Annotated in this window: 11 protein-coding genes; 4 read left to right on the top strand and 7 right to left on the bottom strand. The window is 45.3% G+C overall.

Going from position 1 to position 16,752, the window contains the following annotated elements:
* Nucleotides 1–39: 39 nt before the first annotated feature.
* The 7 genes from nuoH to ndhC form a co-directional block, all read right to left on the bottom strand.
* Nucleotides 40–1,035 carry an NADH-quinone oxidoreductase subunit NuoH gene (gene nuoH / locus B3Q63_RS02980; protein ID WP_201562763.1) on the bottom strand — a complete coding sequence of 332 codons (996 nt, stop codon included), beginning with the start codon at nucleotides 1,033–1,035 and terminating at the stop codon, nucleotides 40–42.
* Nucleotides 1,036–1,084: 49 nt separating this feature from the next.
* The gene (nuoG, locus tag B3Q63_RS02985) at nucleotides 1,085–4,201 is read right to left on the bottom strand and encodes an NADH-quinone oxidoreductase subunit NuoG (RefSeq protein WP_296173594.1); all 3,117 of its coding nucleotides are present in this window, start codon (nucleotides 4,199–4,201) and stop codon (nucleotides 1,085–1,087) included.
* A 10-nt stretch (nucleotides 4,202–4,211) separates the two neighbouring features.
* The gene (gene nuoF, locus B3Q63_RS02990; RefSeq protein WP_201628728.1) at nucleotides 4,212–5,636 is read right to left on the bottom strand and encodes an NADH-quinone oxidoreductase subunit NuoF; all 1,425 of its coding nucleotides are present in this window, start codon (nucleotides 5,634–5,636) and stop codon (nucleotides 4,212–4,214) included.
* Nucleotides 5,633–6,142: an NADH-quinone oxidoreductase subunit NuoE gene (gene nuoE / locus B3Q63_RS02995; RefSeq protein ID WP_296173597.1), complete on the bottom strand. Its 510-nt coding sequence runs from the start codon at nucleotides 6,140–6,142 to the stop codon at nucleotides 5,633–5,635. Before nuoE ends, nuoF begins: the two co-directional genes overlap by 4 nt.
* 182 nt (nucleotides 6,143–6,324) lie before the next feature.
* Nucleotides 6,325–8,100, bottom strand: coding sequence for an NADH-quinone oxidoreductase subunit C/D (gene nuoC, locus B3Q63_RS03000; RefSeq protein ID WP_201619995.1), 1,776 nt, complete (start codon nucleotides 8,098–8,100; stop codon nucleotides 6,325–6,327).
* 178 nt (nucleotides 8,101–8,278) lie between these two features.
* Entirely contained in the window at nucleotides 8,279–8,947 is a 669-nt protein-coding gene (locus tag B3Q63_RS03005; RefSeq protein ID WP_201562543.1) for a NuoB/complex I 20 kDa subunit family protein, read from the bottom strand.
* Between the two features lie 149 nt (nucleotides 8,948–9,096).
* A complete protein-coding gene (gene ndhC / locus B3Q63_RS03010) occupies nucleotides 9,097–9,720 on the bottom strand; it encodes an NADH-quinone oxidoreductase subunit A (RefSeq protein WP_201562545.1) in 624 nt (207 codons plus the stop codon).
* 943 nt (nucleotides 9,721–10,663) lie between these two features.
* Here ndhC and B3Q63_RS03015 point away from each other — a divergent pair.
* The 4 genes from B3Q63_RS03015 to B3Q63_RS03030 all read left to right on the top strand — a co-directional run bounded on the left by B3Q63_RS03015 (nucleotide 10,664) and on the right by B3Q63_RS03030 (nucleotide 16,706).
* Nucleotides 10,664–12,697, top strand: coding sequence for a UvrD-helicase domain-containing protein (locus tag B3Q63_RS03015; RefSeq protein ID WP_296173605.1), 2,034 nt, complete (start codon nucleotides 10,664–10,666; stop codon nucleotides 12,695–12,697).
* Between the two features lie 99 nt (nucleotides 12,698–12,796).
* Nucleotides 12,797–14,200, top strand: coding sequence for a magnesium transporter (gene mgtE / locus B3Q63_RS03020; protein ID WP_296173609.1), 1,404 nt, complete (start codon nucleotides 12,797–12,799; stop codon nucleotides 14,198–14,200).
* A gap of 146 nt (nucleotides 14,201–14,346) precedes the next feature.
* Entirely contained in the window at nucleotides 14,347–14,811 is a 465-nt protein-coding gene (gene dut / locus B3Q63_RS03025) for a dUTP diphosphatase (RefSeq protein WP_149489623.1), read from the top strand.
* 122 nt (nucleotides 14,812–14,933) lie between these two features.
* Nucleotides 14,934–16,706, top strand: a complete 1,773-nt coding sequence (locus B3Q63_RS03030) for a phosphomannomutase (RefSeq protein ID WP_296173614.1) — start codon at nucleotides 14,934–14,936, stop codon at nucleotides 16,704–16,706.
* Nucleotides 16,707–16,752 lie beyond the last annotated feature (46 nt).

A 16,752-nucleotide genomic window follows, 5' to 3' on the forward strand; every position in this document is an offset into this window, starting at 1 on the left:
AGTTCATCAGTGATGGCTAGTAATGGCTACTAGTAATGACTACAACGTTGGGGAAAAAATCAAAATGACTGCAGCAGTAACCAACAGATTAATCAAGGTTACCGGCAGGCAGACTTTCCAGCCAAAGTTCATCACCTGATCATAGCGCGGACGCATGAGTGAGCCTCGAGCCAAAATAAACATGGTCATAAAGAATAGTGTCTTAATCATGAACCAAAAAGCTGGTGGAATAAACGGAATATCTAAATTAAACGGCGCAAGCCAACCGCCGAAGAACAAACAAGTCATCAACGCAGAAATCAGTACGACGTTGACGTATTCACCGATAAAGAACATACCGAACTTCATGCCAGAATATTCGACATGATAACCTTCGGCCAATTCTTGCTCGGCTTCTGGCTGATCAAATGGATGTCTATGGGTAACGGCAACACCAGCAACCACAAAGGTTAAAAAGCCAAAGAATTGTGGAATGATATACCAGCCGTCAATTTGCGATTCAACGATTTCACGTAGGTTGAATGAACCTGTTAAGGCAACCACACCCATCAATGATAAGCCCAAAAAGACTTCATAACTGATGGTTTGCGCCGCAGAACGTAAGCCGCCAAGTAAAGAGAACTTATTGGCCGATGCCCAGCCACCGAACATCACCGCATAGACAGCAATACCGGCCATAGCAAAGAAGAACAAAATACCGATATCCCAATCAGCAACCCCAAGGGATGGCGAGATAGGAATAATGGCAAAAGAGGCCAAAGCAGTAAACATGGCAACCGCTGGCGCCAAGGTAAACATAAACTTATCGGTAAAGTTTGGCGTCCAATCTTCTTTAAAGAAGATTTTGAGCATATCAGCAACCAGCTGCAATGAGCCAAACGGACCAACACGATTCGGACCGTAACGGTCTTGCCAGAGTGCTAGCATGCGGCGCTCGTAAATAATCATCATTGCCGCGACAATGACGACCACCAAAAAGATGACCAACGATTGCACGACCATAAAGAGTATCGACCAGGTATCAAAGGTCATCATACCAGCCAAAAAGCTTGGCACATCAGGGATAATACGGGTAACTTGCATATTACACCTCCTGTGTGGTGGTGGTCGGCGCGCTGCTTACTGGCGTTGCGCGGTTGTTGGTATTGGCGGTTAAAGCACTATCAGTCGCCATGCTGCCCATCATCGTCACCGGCGCATCAACTTTACGTACCGATGCTGGCATTGACGGATGGATGATATCCACCTGCCCAACTGGATAGCCGATACAACCTTCTGCTAAGTAACCAACGAGCTCAACGGGTAAGGTGATTTGCTGTTTATCAATCTCAATCGCCAGATAATCACCCGCTGCAAGACCCCAGTCTTTGGCATCATCAATACCGACGCGCCATGTGGCTAGCGGTAATTGCTCAGCAACCACTGGGCTACGTGATGCCATCATAGAGCTGGCATAAAGGTTATAAATCGGTACCAGTTTTGCTTGTCCTTGCTGCATATCCGTGGTCGTCACCGAAGTAACTTCTGGGGCAACATATTGACGCGTGGCTAGGCGCTCTAATTGATCAAACAGACGGACGCCTGGATCACCATTTTTGAGGCTACCACCGACTTTATCTTGGTATTTGTTCCACGCTTGCGGTGAGTTCCAACCTGCCGCATTGGCAAAAGGAATCATCGAGCTTGGCGTTTGCTTACCGCTATAGCCTTCCATTGAGAAGGTTAAACCGGTATCCAAATCTTTTGGCTGCATCGGCTCATGCACGGATACTGGCGCACGCATAGAAGTACGACCTGAGTAGCGACGCGGCTGACGGGCAATTTTTAGACCGGTCATACGGTAATCGGCATCAGGAGCAGCGCCCTTAATACCAGCAAGTTTAGGATGAGTGGCAACCAATGCATTGATGACATCATCAAGCTGTGTCCAGTCGACATCGCGACCTTCTAAGCTGCTATGGACGGCATGTAACCAGCGCCAGCCTTCTTTAATACTGCTCATCGGATGATAATATTCGTTATCATAAACTTGGAAGAAGCGCTGCGCACGACCTTCAGCAGAAATAAGCGTACCGTCCGCTTCCGCAAAACTAGCAGCTGGTAAGACGATATCGACATCTTTATGCCAATCAAGGAGCTGATGATCAAGGGCGATGACGGTTTTATCGGTCAATAGCTGGGTTAATTTATGCGCATCAATGGCATCCGTTAACTGGTTTTCAGCAACGATGACCACATCGAAATCAGTCGCTAATAACTCTTCGACTGATTGACCGCCAAGCATACAAACACCAATACTATTGGCATCAGGAACCGCTAAATAAATACCGGCTTGCGCATGGTATTGTTTATTAACTTCTTTTAGCTCAAGCTTGGTTGCCGGCTTACGTTCGACGTCGTCTTGCGCTTCTGTATCAACGCCGGTTTCAGGTTTGTTCGGCTTAGCAGATAAGTCTTTGTCTTCGCTCTGCTGAGCAGTTGCTGCTTGTGCTTCAGCGGCTGCAACCTGCTCATCACGAAGCTGTTTATCACGAACTAGAGCATTATGCGCCTCAACTTGCTGCTGCTCAGTCGCTTTAATCGCTGCCCGCTTTTGGCTTAATGCTTGAGTGATTTGTGCCGCTGCTTCTATCAAAGCAGTCGATGATAAGCTGCTACCAGAGACAACTAACGGCTTATCGGCTTGAATCAAGTCATAAGCGATTTGCTGTGCCAACGCTTGCATAGCATCACTATTAGCATCGTCATCACTATCTGACGTTGGTTCTGCGATTTCTGCTAAATCATCAGCAAAATCAGCAATCGCATCAGCGACTTTAAAGCCAAGCTTGGTAATATCTTCAGGTGTCGCAACAACACTGACTTTACTGATATCTTCTAGCTTAGTTTGGATAACATCGATGACATATACCGGACTTTGTACACCTTGACCAATACGTTTGACTGGCTCGGCCAACCACGATTGCGTTTTGGTCGCAGCAGCCATTTTAATGGCTTCATTTTTTGCTGCTTGACGAATAGACAGCGCCACACGTGATGAGGTTTGAGTAATATCTTCACCTAGCACCAATACCGCATCGTGGCTTTCGATATCCGTCATACCCGGGTTATAAATACCCTCAGTACTTAATACTTCAATACATTTATTGACCAGTGCTTGCTGCTGATGGTTTAAACCGGTTGAAAAGTTATCAAAGCCGACCATATTTTTTAGCGCAAAGTTGGTCTCAAGGCTGGCACGTGGTGAGCCAATACCGATGACTTTTTTATCTTTGATACGTTTGATGGTTTCATCGAGGGCATAGTCGATATTGATTTTAACGTGCTTATCATTGATACGTTCGAGCGCTTGCGTTGGGCGGTCTTCGCGATTGACATAACCGTAACCAAAGCGACCACGGTCACATAAGAAGTAACGGTTTACTTCACCGTTATAGCGGTTTTCAATACGGCGCAATTCACCATAACGCTCGCCCGGTGAGATATTACAACCGGCTGAGCAACCATGACAGATGCTTGGCGCATACTGCATGTCCCATTTACGGTTATAGCGCTCAGAGTGGGTTTTATCGGTAAATACACCGGTTGGGCACACTTCGGTTAAGTTACCAGAGAACTCACTTTCGAACTGACCGTCTTTATCGCGACCAAAATAAACGCGCTCGTTTGAGCCATAAACGCCCAAATCTTCGCCGCCCGCATAGTCTTTATAAAAACGGACGCAGCGATAGCAAGCGATACAGCGGTTCATCTCATGAGCGATAAACGGCCCAAGCTCTTGATTATGATGGGTGCGCTTAGTAAAGCGATAGCGACGGCGGCTATGACCTGACATATAGGTCATGTCTTGCAAATGACAATGTCCGCCTTCTTCACAAGTTGGACAGTCATGCGGATGGTTGACCATCAACAGCTCAACCATCGACTTACGAAATGCTTTGGCTTCATCGTCAGTGACCGAGATGTACATATCATCGCCCGGAGCGACCATACATGACATCACGAGGCGACCGCGACCCGCTTCCATATCTTCTTTAGACTGATATTGCTTAACCGCGCACTGACGGCAAGAGCCGACTGAACCTAAGGCGGGGTGATAACAAAAATACGGCACATCAATGCCGAGTGATAAACATGCTTGCAGCAAGTTATCTGCGCTATCTACTTCGACAGTGGTTCCATCAATATGTATGACTGCCATGCCGCTCTCCTTATTTCACTTCTGGCTGTTGATTGGCTGCAGCCTCAATGACATCTTCACCAACCGCCTGCGCAATTTTTTGATCAAACTCAGGACGGAAATATTTAATTGCACTCATCAGTGGTTCCATCGCACCCGGCGCATGGGCACAGAAGGTTTTGCCGATCCATAAATCACGGGTTAAGCCTTCTAACTTCTCAACGTCACCGATTTGACCTTGACCATCATTGATAGCGGTCAATATTTTTACGCCCCACGGTAGACCATCACGGCATGGCGTACACCAACCGCACGATTCACGTTGGAAGAAAATCTCAAGGTTGCGTAGTAATGGCACCATGTCTTGTTCTTCATCGACGACCATGATTAGCCCAGTACCCATACGGCTACCGGCTTTTTGAATGGTGTCAAAATCGACAACGGTATCTAAATGGTCAGCGGTTAAAAAGTCGGTTGATGCGCCGCCCGGTAGCCAAGCCTTGAGCTTTTTACCTTCCTGCATACCGCCAGCGAAATCTTCAATAATTTCGCGCGCTGTATAACCAAATGGTAACTCCCATAGACCGGGATCATTGACCAGACCTGAACAACCAAACAGCTTAGTACCCGGAGTTTCGACCACGCCTTTGGCTTTTGGTAAGTCTTGATACCATTTACTACCGTGCAAAATAATCGCTGAAACGTTATGTAAAGTTTCAACGTTATTAACGACGGTTGGACGTCCCCATGCACCTGCCACCTGCGGAAATGGTGGTTTGGTACGCGGATTGGCACGGCGACCTTCTAGGCAGTTAATCAAAGCAGTCTCTTCACCGCAAATATAACGACCAGCGCCGGTATGGACGTGCAAATCAAAGCTAAAGTCTGAGCCTAAGATATTATCGCCGACTAAGTTATTGGCACGCAATTCTTCAAGCGCAGCCGTTAGACGCTCTGCTGCTAAGATATACTCGCCGCGAATAAAGATATAACCAGCCGTTGCACCAATCGCGTAGGCAGAAATCAGCATACCTTCGATAAGCTGTAGCGGTAGGCGCTCCATCAAGAGACGGTCTTTAAAAGTACCCGGCTCCATCTCATCGGCATTACAGACAAGATAACGTGGACCGCCATCGGGTGGTGCCATGAGCGACCATTTAATACCTGCTGGGAAACCTGCACCGCCGCGACCTTTGACCACTGCTTCTTTAATGGTATTTAAAGTGTCAGCTGGCGATTGGTTTAAAGCCATCTTTAAAGCTTCAAAACCACGTAGCGATTCATAAGTGGCTAAATCCAATACCGCATCGTGATGGGCGAGGCGCCATGTAAGCGGTTTGGTTTCACTGGTAGCGGTCGCTTTATCGCCATAAACAGGAATGCGCTGGTCATTTAATTGGCTTGGCGCTTTGCCTTGACCGCGACGAGCAATCTGCTCTGAAATCGTTAAACTCATGCGTATAGCTCCAACAATTGGACGACTTCGGTGGGCTGCACAGGACCATAGGTGTCTTCATTAATTAAGACAGCAGGACCTTTATCACAGTTGCCCAAACAGCAAATCGGCAATAGCGTAAAGCGGTTATCAGCGGTGGTCTGACCATAGTCGATGCCCAGCTGCGCTTTTAATTCAGCGGCCAGTGCTTCGTAACCAGTTAGATAACAAGCCACTGAATCACAAATAAGGATGACATTGCGACCGACTGGCTGACGATAGATACGGTTAAAGAAGGTTGCCACCCCATCCATATCGGTCACAGGAATATTTAGAATATTAGCGATGGCATTGACTTGTGCATCATCGACCCAGCCGTTACGCTTTTGCACGATTTTTAGTGCATCTAAAGACGCTGCCCGTGGATGGGGATAATGATGCATAAACTCATGGATAGCCGCAATTTCTTCAGCGGTTAAGATACTTGCCACATCTACTTTTGGCATTTTATCGGAAACAATTCTCATAATCTTTTTCTTTCCTCACTCAGCCCACTGTTAAGGTTGCGCTCATGGCGCAATGACAGCGTTTTGGTGTGCCAGTTTGGCGATAACATGTTAATGAACGTGTCTTACTTTTAATACTTAACTTCTAATATTTAGCATTTAGCATTGATAAAAGATGATGATCAATGCATTACGGCTAACATCTAGCGGTCACAATCGGCCATCACAATATCAATCGATGCCAAATACATTATGGCATCGGATACCAATGAGCCATTAATCACCGATGGCATCTGCTGCAGGTGCGCAAATGTCGGCGTACGGATACGAGTACGATAGCTCATCGTCGCTTTATCGGAGGTGATGTAATAACTGTTTAGACCTTTGGTGGCTTCAACAATCGTGGTGCACTCACCCGCTGGCATCACAGGACCCCAAGAAACGGAGATAAAGTGGTTAATCAAGGTTTCGATGTCATTCAAGGTACGGTCTTTTGGCGGTGGTACTGCCAATGGATGATCCGCCTTATAAGGACCTTGCGGCATATTATCCATACATTGACGGATGATACGTAGCGACTGGCGCATCTCTTCGACTTTTACCATACAGCGATCATAAGCATCGCCGTTATAGCCGACTGGGACTTCAAAGTCGTAATTCTCGTAGCCCATATACGGACGAGCTTTACGCAAATCAAAATCTAAACCTGTTGCACGTAAACCTGCGCCGGTAACGCCCCATGCCAATGCTTGCTTGGTATTATATTGTGCAACGCCTTGGGTACGACCTTTAAGCACACTGTTTTGCAGCGCCGCTTTGACATACTCATCCAAGCGTTTTGGCATCCAATCTAAGAACTCACGTACCAAACGCTGCCAGCCACGCGGTAAATCATGTGCTGTACCGCCGATACGGAACCACGCAGGATGCATACGGTAACCGGTCACCGCTTCGATGACGTCATAGGCTTTTTGGCGGTCGGTAAACATATAGAATACCGGCGTCATACCGCCGGCATCTTGAATAAAAGTACCGACGAACAGCAAGTTATTAGTAATACGGAAAAACTCACTCATCATCACGCGGATGGTTTCAGCGCGCGGTGGAATGGTAATACCGGCAAGCTTTTCAACCGACATGATATATGGTAGCTCATTCATCACACCACCGAGATAATCGATACGGTCGGTATAAGGAATAAATGAGTGCCACGTTTGACGCTCAGCCATTTTTTCGGCGCCGCGATGGTGATAGCCAATATCGGGAATACAATCGACGACTTCTTCGCCATCAAGCTGTAGCACCAAACGGAAAGCACCGTGAGCCGATGGATGGTTAGGACCGATGTTCAAGAACATAAAGTCTTCATCACGACCCGAGCGCTTCATGCCCCACTCTTCAGGAACAAAGCGCAGGTTTTCTTGCTCGTATTGTTGTTTGGCGGTATTCAAGAAATACGGGGTAAATTCAGTCGCCCGCGCATGATATTCTTTGCGCAGTGGATGACCTTCCCAATATTTTGGCAATAAGATACGGGTTAAATGCGGATGACCTGTAAAGACAATACCAAACATATCCCACACTTCACGCTCATACCAGTTGGCATTTGGCCAAATCTTGGTCGCGCTCGGTACATTAATATCGTCTTCGCTTAGCGCGACTTTGATACGCACATCGCTATTGCGCTCAAGCGACATCAAATGATAAAACACCGTAAAATCGCTGTCAGGCAAACCTTGACGATGTTGACGCAAGCGCTCATCTATCGCTGATAAGTCAAATAGCATGACATAAGGTTTTGGCAATTTACGCAGGTATAATAGAACGTCTAATAAGTCGGCACGCGCAACCCACACCGTTGGAATCTCATCCACCGTGTGCTGTACGACAAACTTACCGGCATACTTCTGCTCAAGCTCGGTGATAACCGCTGGGACAGGCTTAATCTTAGGATCTATGTTTTCGACTACCGTGACCATGAATGATGTATTCCTTCATTAATCATAATTAAGCTATGTTGAACACAACTGAACTACGATGAATATATGCGTACTGAGCATTTTTACGGATTATGAATTATTGAGCCAAACAAGCACATAAAATACCTTATGCTTATATATTGCTTTTTCACATACAGTTTGGCTACATGCTTGCTGATTAAATACTATCTGGGCTACGCAAGTTTTTCACAGCGATACGATCTGCTTGCTTACGGTCACGCTCAGGCGTCATTTGCGGCTGATAGATACCCTGCTCATTGACATGAATACCCAGCGGACGACGCTCTTTAGTAATCGACTCTTGCAGCAGCATCAAGCCTTGAATCAAGGCTTCTGGACGCGGTGGACAACCGGGTACATAGACATCAACAGGTATGATTTTATCTACGCCTTGCACCACTGAGTAGATATCATACATACCGCCCGAGTTGGCACAAGCACCCATTGAGATGACCCATTTTGGCTCAAGCATTTGCTCATATAGACGCTGAATAACCGGTGCCATTTTTACAAAGCAAGTACCAGCAACAATCATCACGTCCGCCTGACGGGGCGAGGCGCGAATAACTTCGGCACCAAAGCGTGATAAATCGTGAACCGCAGTTAAGGTAGTTGCATATTCGACATAACAGCATGAGGTACCAAAGTTAAATGGCCACAGTGAGTGCTTGCGCCCCCAGTTTGCTGTTGAATGGACAAGGTCTTCGAGACGACCCATAAAGACGTTTTTATTGACTTCGTCTTCGAGCGGATCATTGACCGTTTGACTAGTCTGTGCAGGATAGGTATCTGCATCAGGGTTGGCTTTTGTTAATGTGTATTTCATAACATACAACCTTTATTTTAAGCGCCATGCGGCAATCAGATTGCCACTACGAGCGCCATAACTTCTATTATGAATAAATTAATCATGCTGACATGCGGGAATAAGGCTAAAACAATCTAGCTATAATAAGCTAATCTAGCTATAAGCGATTAGCGTTCGACCTTATCGGGCTGCGCAGAGGTGGCAAAATCCACGGAGGTAATATTACCTGTGGTATTAATATGATCGATATTCTGCAAATGACGACGATTGGTCTCAATGTTGTTCGAGACATTAATTTGCCCTGAAGATTGCGCCGGTATTTTACCCGTCGGATCAACCATCAGCTCATCAACGCCATCAAATTTGGTGATGTCTGCCAAATTGAAACCTGCCGGAGCCGCATGTAAGCGAGGTTGCTTACGGCGTTTATCCGCCGGTGCCCAGTTCATCGCACCCAGACTGAGCTCGTATACCAAGCCAATAATCAAGATGGTGATAAATATCGCGGCAGCGACAAAGCCAAGCCAGCCAGCCTCACGAACGGAAACCGCATAGGCATATAGATACAGCGCTTCTAAATCAAAAATAACAAAGAAGATTGCCACCAAATAGAATTTGGCAGACAAACGAATGCGGGCGTTGCCAGCTCCGACAACACCCGCTTCAAATACCTCTTCTTTTTGTGAGCCCTGAGAGCGACCGCCAAGTAAGCGCGGAACGACCAGCATAAATACAACTAGCCCAATGGCGGCTAAAATAAAAGCGATTGCTGACCAATTAAAAGCAGACATGATAATACGTGCTCCTCACCCAATCGAGTGTCAAGCGCACCGCAAATACTCACAAATAATGGTGGTAATGGCGACAGGCGTAACGCAGACGAAAACACAAAGTAACTGTCATTGAGTCACTTTATTTGAGTAAATTTATTTAAATAACTCAGTGATTATATAAATCAATGACTATTATAGCTACTGTGCTGGTAATAACCAATTATCAAGCTTATTGACGACGATGTCAGACGTGACCAACTGTAGATGTTCCGCTCTGTACACGGATAAAAAGGCTGGTCGCCCAACGCATCTTGTAACAACGTAAGATCAACGTATTAAATCAATATCATATCCGGTGTTTACTTAATTGATTTAATAGCTCATTACACGTGGTCAACAATGACGTGACAACTGGCATAAATTATTTACGTACTATACGCATATCGGCAATCAAAAGCTAGTTTTTAACTGCATTGAACGGTCATTTTCTCTGCAAAAAAAATATGTTTTTTTTACTACGACCTATGATATAGACGTTACCTTATATTAAGCCCAAATCCATATTTCTAAAAAGGCGCTGGTATATATAGTGTAAGTCACGCAATCCAAACGCTTTTTTACTCGGCACGCATCCTTCAACTCCTCACCCAAAGATAGGGTTTTTGCTTTATAATGACCCACCGAATTCCATGGTCGTATCGGCAGCTTTTTTAATGACGGCACTTATGGTTAATTGTCACAAAATATTAACTGCTATGTGCTTAATTAGCGGACGGATTGAATAATCTTACCTACGCCATGTTTTGATATCAAGATGAGGCAGCAAGCTATAATGTTATATTTTTATGTTGCGCTATCGATTTGCTTAATGCGTGCAATACTGATTGAACTTAGCGGCTGTTAATATCGAAGCTCGCCCCCTTTTGCTTACTTTTTTTGCTTTTGTCTTACAGGTCACCTTATGAGTCAACTTAATCCCAAACAACAAGAAGCGATGCTCTACGTATCTGGTCCATTGCTCGTTCTAGCAGGTGCCGGCTCCGGTAAGACATCGGTGATTACCCGTAAAATTGCTTATCTAATCGAAGAATGCAACATGCCAGCCGAGCGCATTACGGCGGTGACCTTTACCAATAAAGCGGCGCGGGAGATGAAAGCCCGGGTCAGTAAATTGCTGCCGAGTGAAAAAACTCGCGGGCTGACAGTGTCTACCTTTCACCAATTTGGGCTACAGTTTTTACGTTATGAGCTGATACATACGCCGCTTAAAGGTAACTTTTCCATCATGGACAGCGACGACAGCAAACGTCTGCTGATGGAGCTGATGATGCGTGACAACTTAAGTGGCGCGGAAAGTCGTGAGCTGGTCGGTAAAGCGATAAAAATGATTTCTGATTGGAAAAACGATCTGATTGAGCCGGACAAGGCAATGGCAACCTTAGACGACCCAGAAGATATGATTTTTGCCACCCTTTATGCTTTATATGAGCGCAATCTGCGTGCTTATAATGCCGTTGATTTCGATGATTTGATTGTCTTGCCGACCAAAATCTTACGTGAAAATAGAGAGCTGCGTGATAAATGGCAAAACCGTATTCGTTACTTGCTCGTCGATGAATATCAAGATACCAATACCGCCCAGTATGAGATGATTAAATATCTGGTCGGACCACAAGGACGCTTTACCGTTGTTGGTGATGACGACCAATCTATCTATGCGTGGCGCGGTGCTAAACCTGAAAACATGGGATTACTGAAAGAAGATTTTCCTAAGCTTAAAATCGTCATGCTTGAACAAAATTATCGTTCAACCACGCGTATCTTGACCTCTGCCAACGCCGTTATTACCAATAACGAGCATTTATTTGAAAAGAAACTCTGGTCAGATAAAGGTCAAGGCGAAAAAATTCGTATTATTAATTGTCGTAATGATGATGATGAATCCGAGCGCGTGGCAAAAGAGATTGTCACGCATAAATTGCGTTTTGGTAATGAATGGGAGCAATACGCCGTTCTTTATCGCAGTAACTTTCAGGCGCGCATGCTAGAGGCACAACTTCGTCAGTTGCAAGTGCCTTATAAGTTATCAGGTGGTCAGTCGTTCTTTGCCCGTAGTGAAATCAAAGACATCATGGGTTATTTGCGTTTGATTTTGAACCCAGAAGATGACAGCGCATTTTTACGGATTATCAATACGCCGAAGCGCGGGATGGGACCTGCAACCCTTGAAAAGCTTGGTCTATTTTCACAAGAGCATAGCATCTCGTTATTGGCGTCTTGTACCCATGCCGGCCTAGCTCATGTTTTGCCGTCTAAAGCGTATGGCACGTTGAAGGAGTTTGGCGATTTTATTGGGCATTATACCCGTGAGCTCGATCAGCATCCCGACCCCGTGCCAATCGTCCGTCAAATGATTGATGAAACCGGTTATATCGACTTTGTCCGTAGCGATTCTAAAACGCCGCAACAAGAAAAAAACCGTATCGATAATATCGACATGCTTTATACCAGTATTCAATCGCTGATTAATCGCGCTGAAGAAGACGAAGATCGCACTATTGATACCATCATTCGTAAGCTGGTCTTGCTTGATATGCTCGAGCAGCAGCAAGAAGAGGAAAATACCAATAAAGTGAACCTCATGACCTTACATGCGGCAAAAGGTTTGGAGTTTGATTTCGTTTATATCATGGGGCTTGAGGAAGAAATGCTACCGCACCGCAACTCTATTCTTAGCGAGACGGTCGAAGAAGAGCGACGCTTGATGTATGTAGGTATTACCCGCGCCCGTCGTGAGCTGACATTGACGCTTGCCACCCAGCGCCGCGCAGGCGGGCAAATGCGCGTGACGTCTGAATCACGATTTTTAGATGAATTGCCAGAAGATCATATCGACTGGCCAGCCAAAGCGAAAAAGAAAAAAGCCAGCAAAGACCCTGAAAAAGTTGCTGATGAATACTTGGCCAATATTCGTGCTTTATTAGGTAATCGTTAAGTTTGATAGCTAAAATTGGCTGATAAATACTGCTAATCTATTAAATATAAAGCCGATACTTTAATTATTATTAATACCTTTTAAAAACTTGGAACCTTTATGCCAACCTCGACGCCGAATGCTGAACGACCATCGACACGACAGGGAGACTACAATCCGGCGGAATCTAACGGCGAATATAAGCTGCTGTATTTGCAAGAGTTGGTCGCGGATAAAGCCTATGAGGCCATTACCGAGTTTTTAGCCAAGCAATCAGAATATGAGATTGCCAGCTTATTAGAATCGTTTCCTAGCCAAAATCGCTTATTGATTTGGGCACAAGTACCAGAAGATATCAAAGGCGAAGTGCTTGCAGAGCTGGAGTTTGATACACGCCAGCCGCTGTTAGAAAACGTCTCTTCAAAAGAGATATCACTTTTTACCCAAGACCTTGATGCGCAAGATATCTCCGAGATTCTAGATACCGTTACCGAAAGTGTGCGCACCTCGGTGATGGCAACTCTAGATGAAGATATTCGCATTCAGGTCAATAAGCTCGATACCTATGCCGACTGGGAAGTTGGTAGCTATATGGATCCTGATCTTATTCAGATTAGAGACGATATTACGCTAGCAGAAGTACAAAACTGGCTGCGAGAAAATGACGATTTACTCGATGACGAGAGCCAAGAACTATTGGTCGTCGGCCAAAGCCAGCAATTACTCGGGCTGCTCAGTTTGGTCGATTTGATTAAACATGACCAACGTACCCTAGTATCGGCATTAATTGATGCGGCCATTACCATCAATGACCGCTTAGACATTCAAGATGCGGCAGCGATTTTCCGTTCAGAAGACATTCGCTTTGCCCCTGTGATTAACAGTCACGGCGAGCTGGTCGGTCAGTTAAATGGCGAAGATATCATGGAGATTATCCAAGATGATGTCGATAGCACCATGAAAAACCTTGCTGGCGTCAGCCAAGATGAAGAGCTGTTTGCGCCCATCCTAACCAGTGCTAAAAGCCGCAGTATTTGGCTTGGTATTAATTTATGCACCGCGCTCTTAGCCGCCGCAGTGATTGGTCAGTTTGAAGCCGTACTGGCAAAGGTCGTGGCGCTGGCGATATTAATGCCCGTGGTTGCCAGTATGGGCGGTATTGCAGGTTCGCAAACGCTTACCGTCGTCATTCGTGGTATGGCGATGGGTCAAATCGGTGGTTCAAACCGCCTATGGTTATTGAATAAAGAGCTGTGGGTTGGGGCGATAAACGGTATCATATGGGCGATAATCATGGCGTTTATTGCCCAATTGTGGTTTCATGACATTAAAATCAGCGCTGTCATTGGGCTTGCTATCGCGATTAATATGACCGCCGCCAACGTTTCAGGCATTAGTATTCCGCTAATGCTTAAACGGATGAACATCGACCCTGCGCTATCCGCCTCGGTTATCTTAACCACCGTGACCGATATTGTCGGCTTTATGTCGTTTTTGGGCTTGGCGAGCGTGTTGATTCTTTAGTCAATCGCCTATGAAAATCTGAAAACTAAAAGTTAACAATCAGCAGCTATTTCTATTAATAGTTGTTGTTAAGCATTTAAAACCTAACAGTTAAAAATGTGATTCATTCTGTTTACAACACCATTACATCGTTAAGTGAGTGCGTTATGCAAGCTGTACAAGTTAAAGTATTAAACCCTAAAATTACTGAAGATAAAGCGTTCTCGCTACCGACACGTGCAACCGATGGCAGCGCAGGTATCGACTTGCGTGCTTGCATTGACGAGCCATTGACGATTAAAGCCGGTGCGACGCATTTGATTGGTACCGGACTTGCGGTTTATATTCAAGACCCTAACTTTGCTGGCATGATTTTACCGCGCTCAGGTCTCGGTCATAAGCATGGTATCGTCTTGGGTAATTTGGTCGGCTTGATTGATGCCGATTATCAAGGTGAGCTGATGGTCAGTATTTGGAATCGCAGTAATGAAGATTTTGTGCTAAATCCTGCAGAGCGTATGGCGCAATATGTGGTTGTACCGGTTGCTCGCCCTGAGTTTGAAGTAGTGGCAGAATTTAGTGATACCAGCGCACGCGGTGCTGGTGGTTTTGGCCACTCTGGTCGTCAGTAGTCCGTAGTCCGTAGTCCGTACTGATTTACCATTTTAATTGTTGATTATGATGACAATCTAAAAATCATACTAATTTAACAATCATGATAACTTAACAATCACGACAATAAGGAGAGTAAGCGATGCCGTCTTTTGCTGCGCAGCAATCCTTATTTCGTGCTTATGATATTCGTGGTTCGCGCCAGCAGTTTACCAATGACTTTATTCACGCATTGGGGCACGCTTTTGCTCATCTTTATCAACTTCAGCAAAATATTGATAGTAAAAAACATAGCGCAAAAAATAGCAAAATTAGCAGTGAAAACAATCGCCAAAGCACTAATGAAAAAACCATTGTCGTGATTGGTTATGATGTGCGCTGTGATAGCCATACCATTGCGCAGGCACTTGCTCATATTTTGTCTCAACAAGGTATACAAGTCATTCAACTGGGCTTAGTTACCACGCCTATGATGATTTTTTGGGCGGAGCAATATCAGGGGCATGGCATTATCGTCACTGCCAGCCATTCTGCTAAAGATATTTTAGGGGTTAAATGGCTCGTCAATCATATCTCGCCTAGCAGCGCAGACATTCAAGCGCTATATCAGCAACTGGGTATTGATAATGCGCAAAACCCGTCTTTAAGCAACATTGCTAAGCCCATTTATCATAAACAACAGCATTTGCCTGTTAATCAAGTCGCAAGCGCTTATAGTGACGCCATTACACAAGTCTTTAAGCAAATTTATCAACATAATAATCAGCTTCTTAACCAAACTGCAGAAGATAGCCAACTACCCTCCTCCAAACTCGATTTGGTGGTAGTCATTGATTGTATGCATGGCGCGACCAGCAATATCGCCAAGCATTTATTTGCCAATTTTTGCCAAAGTGTCATCATGCTGAATGATACGCCAAACGGTGACTTCCCTGCCGGCAATCCGGACCCGACTGAGCCGCAGCGTCTTAAGCAGTTACAGCAAAGCGTACTTCTGCATCAAGCAGATATAGGTATCGCCTTTGATGGTGATGGCGATCGGTTGATGGTGGTCGATAATAAAGGCAAGGTCGTCACTCCTGACCATCTGCTTTATCTGTTGGCAACGGTAGCTGTCAATCAGCGCCCTCAGCCTTTAAATGAGTCATTATCAAACGCTCAAGTACTCTTTGATATTAAATGCTGCCATCATTTACCAAAGCTCATTACTGAACTTGGCGCAACGCCTGTGATTAGTAAAACAGGTAGCAGCCTGATGCGGCAAAAAATACAGAATTCTGGCGGTCAAATTATCTTTGCCGGTGAATTATCTGGGCATTTTATTTTTAATGATAGCTACTTTATTCTTTATGATGATGCCATGTATGCCGCATTAAGACTGCTACATTGGCTAGCTAAACCACTGCCTGCTAAGCCGAATTGTGCGAGAAACTTAGCCGATATCATTGATAATTTACCCGTTATCGTCAGTACGGCTGACCATTATTTACCGCTACCAGCAACCGCTCTTACCGACTGTTCCATCGTGCAGCAACTGGCAAGATTCTGTCAGTATTTACAGCAATTGGTTCATGCGACATCAGCTGCTTTTATTACCCAACCTGACCCACAAGCAATCATTAGCTGTGCGCCGTCACTTTGTAGCTGTTCAGCTAAAAGCCAATATATGACTTTAGAGCAGGCGCAAAAATTATTACCCGTGGGCACCAAGCTCAGCTGTATCGATGGAGTACGTTTGGATTTTGCACGCGGGTTTGGCGTACTACGTCAATCAAATACCAGTCAAAATCTGACCGTGCGCTTCGCTGGTGATAGCATCGCCGACCTTATCGATATTCAAACGAGGTTTGCCGCTTTATGCCGCCCATTTAATGAGCATTTAGCCACGCAAATTTTGGCTATTGTTGCTGAATAGGTATTATTTAACTGATTTTTACCGTTTATTTTATTAGAGAACGTCT

The organism is Psychrobacter sp. UBA2769 (assembly GCF_002352555.1).
In the GTDB taxonomy this organism is placed as follows: domain Bacteria; phylum Pseudomonadota; class Gammaproteobacteria; order Pseudomonadales; family Moraxellaceae; genus Psychrobacter; species Psychrobacter maritimus.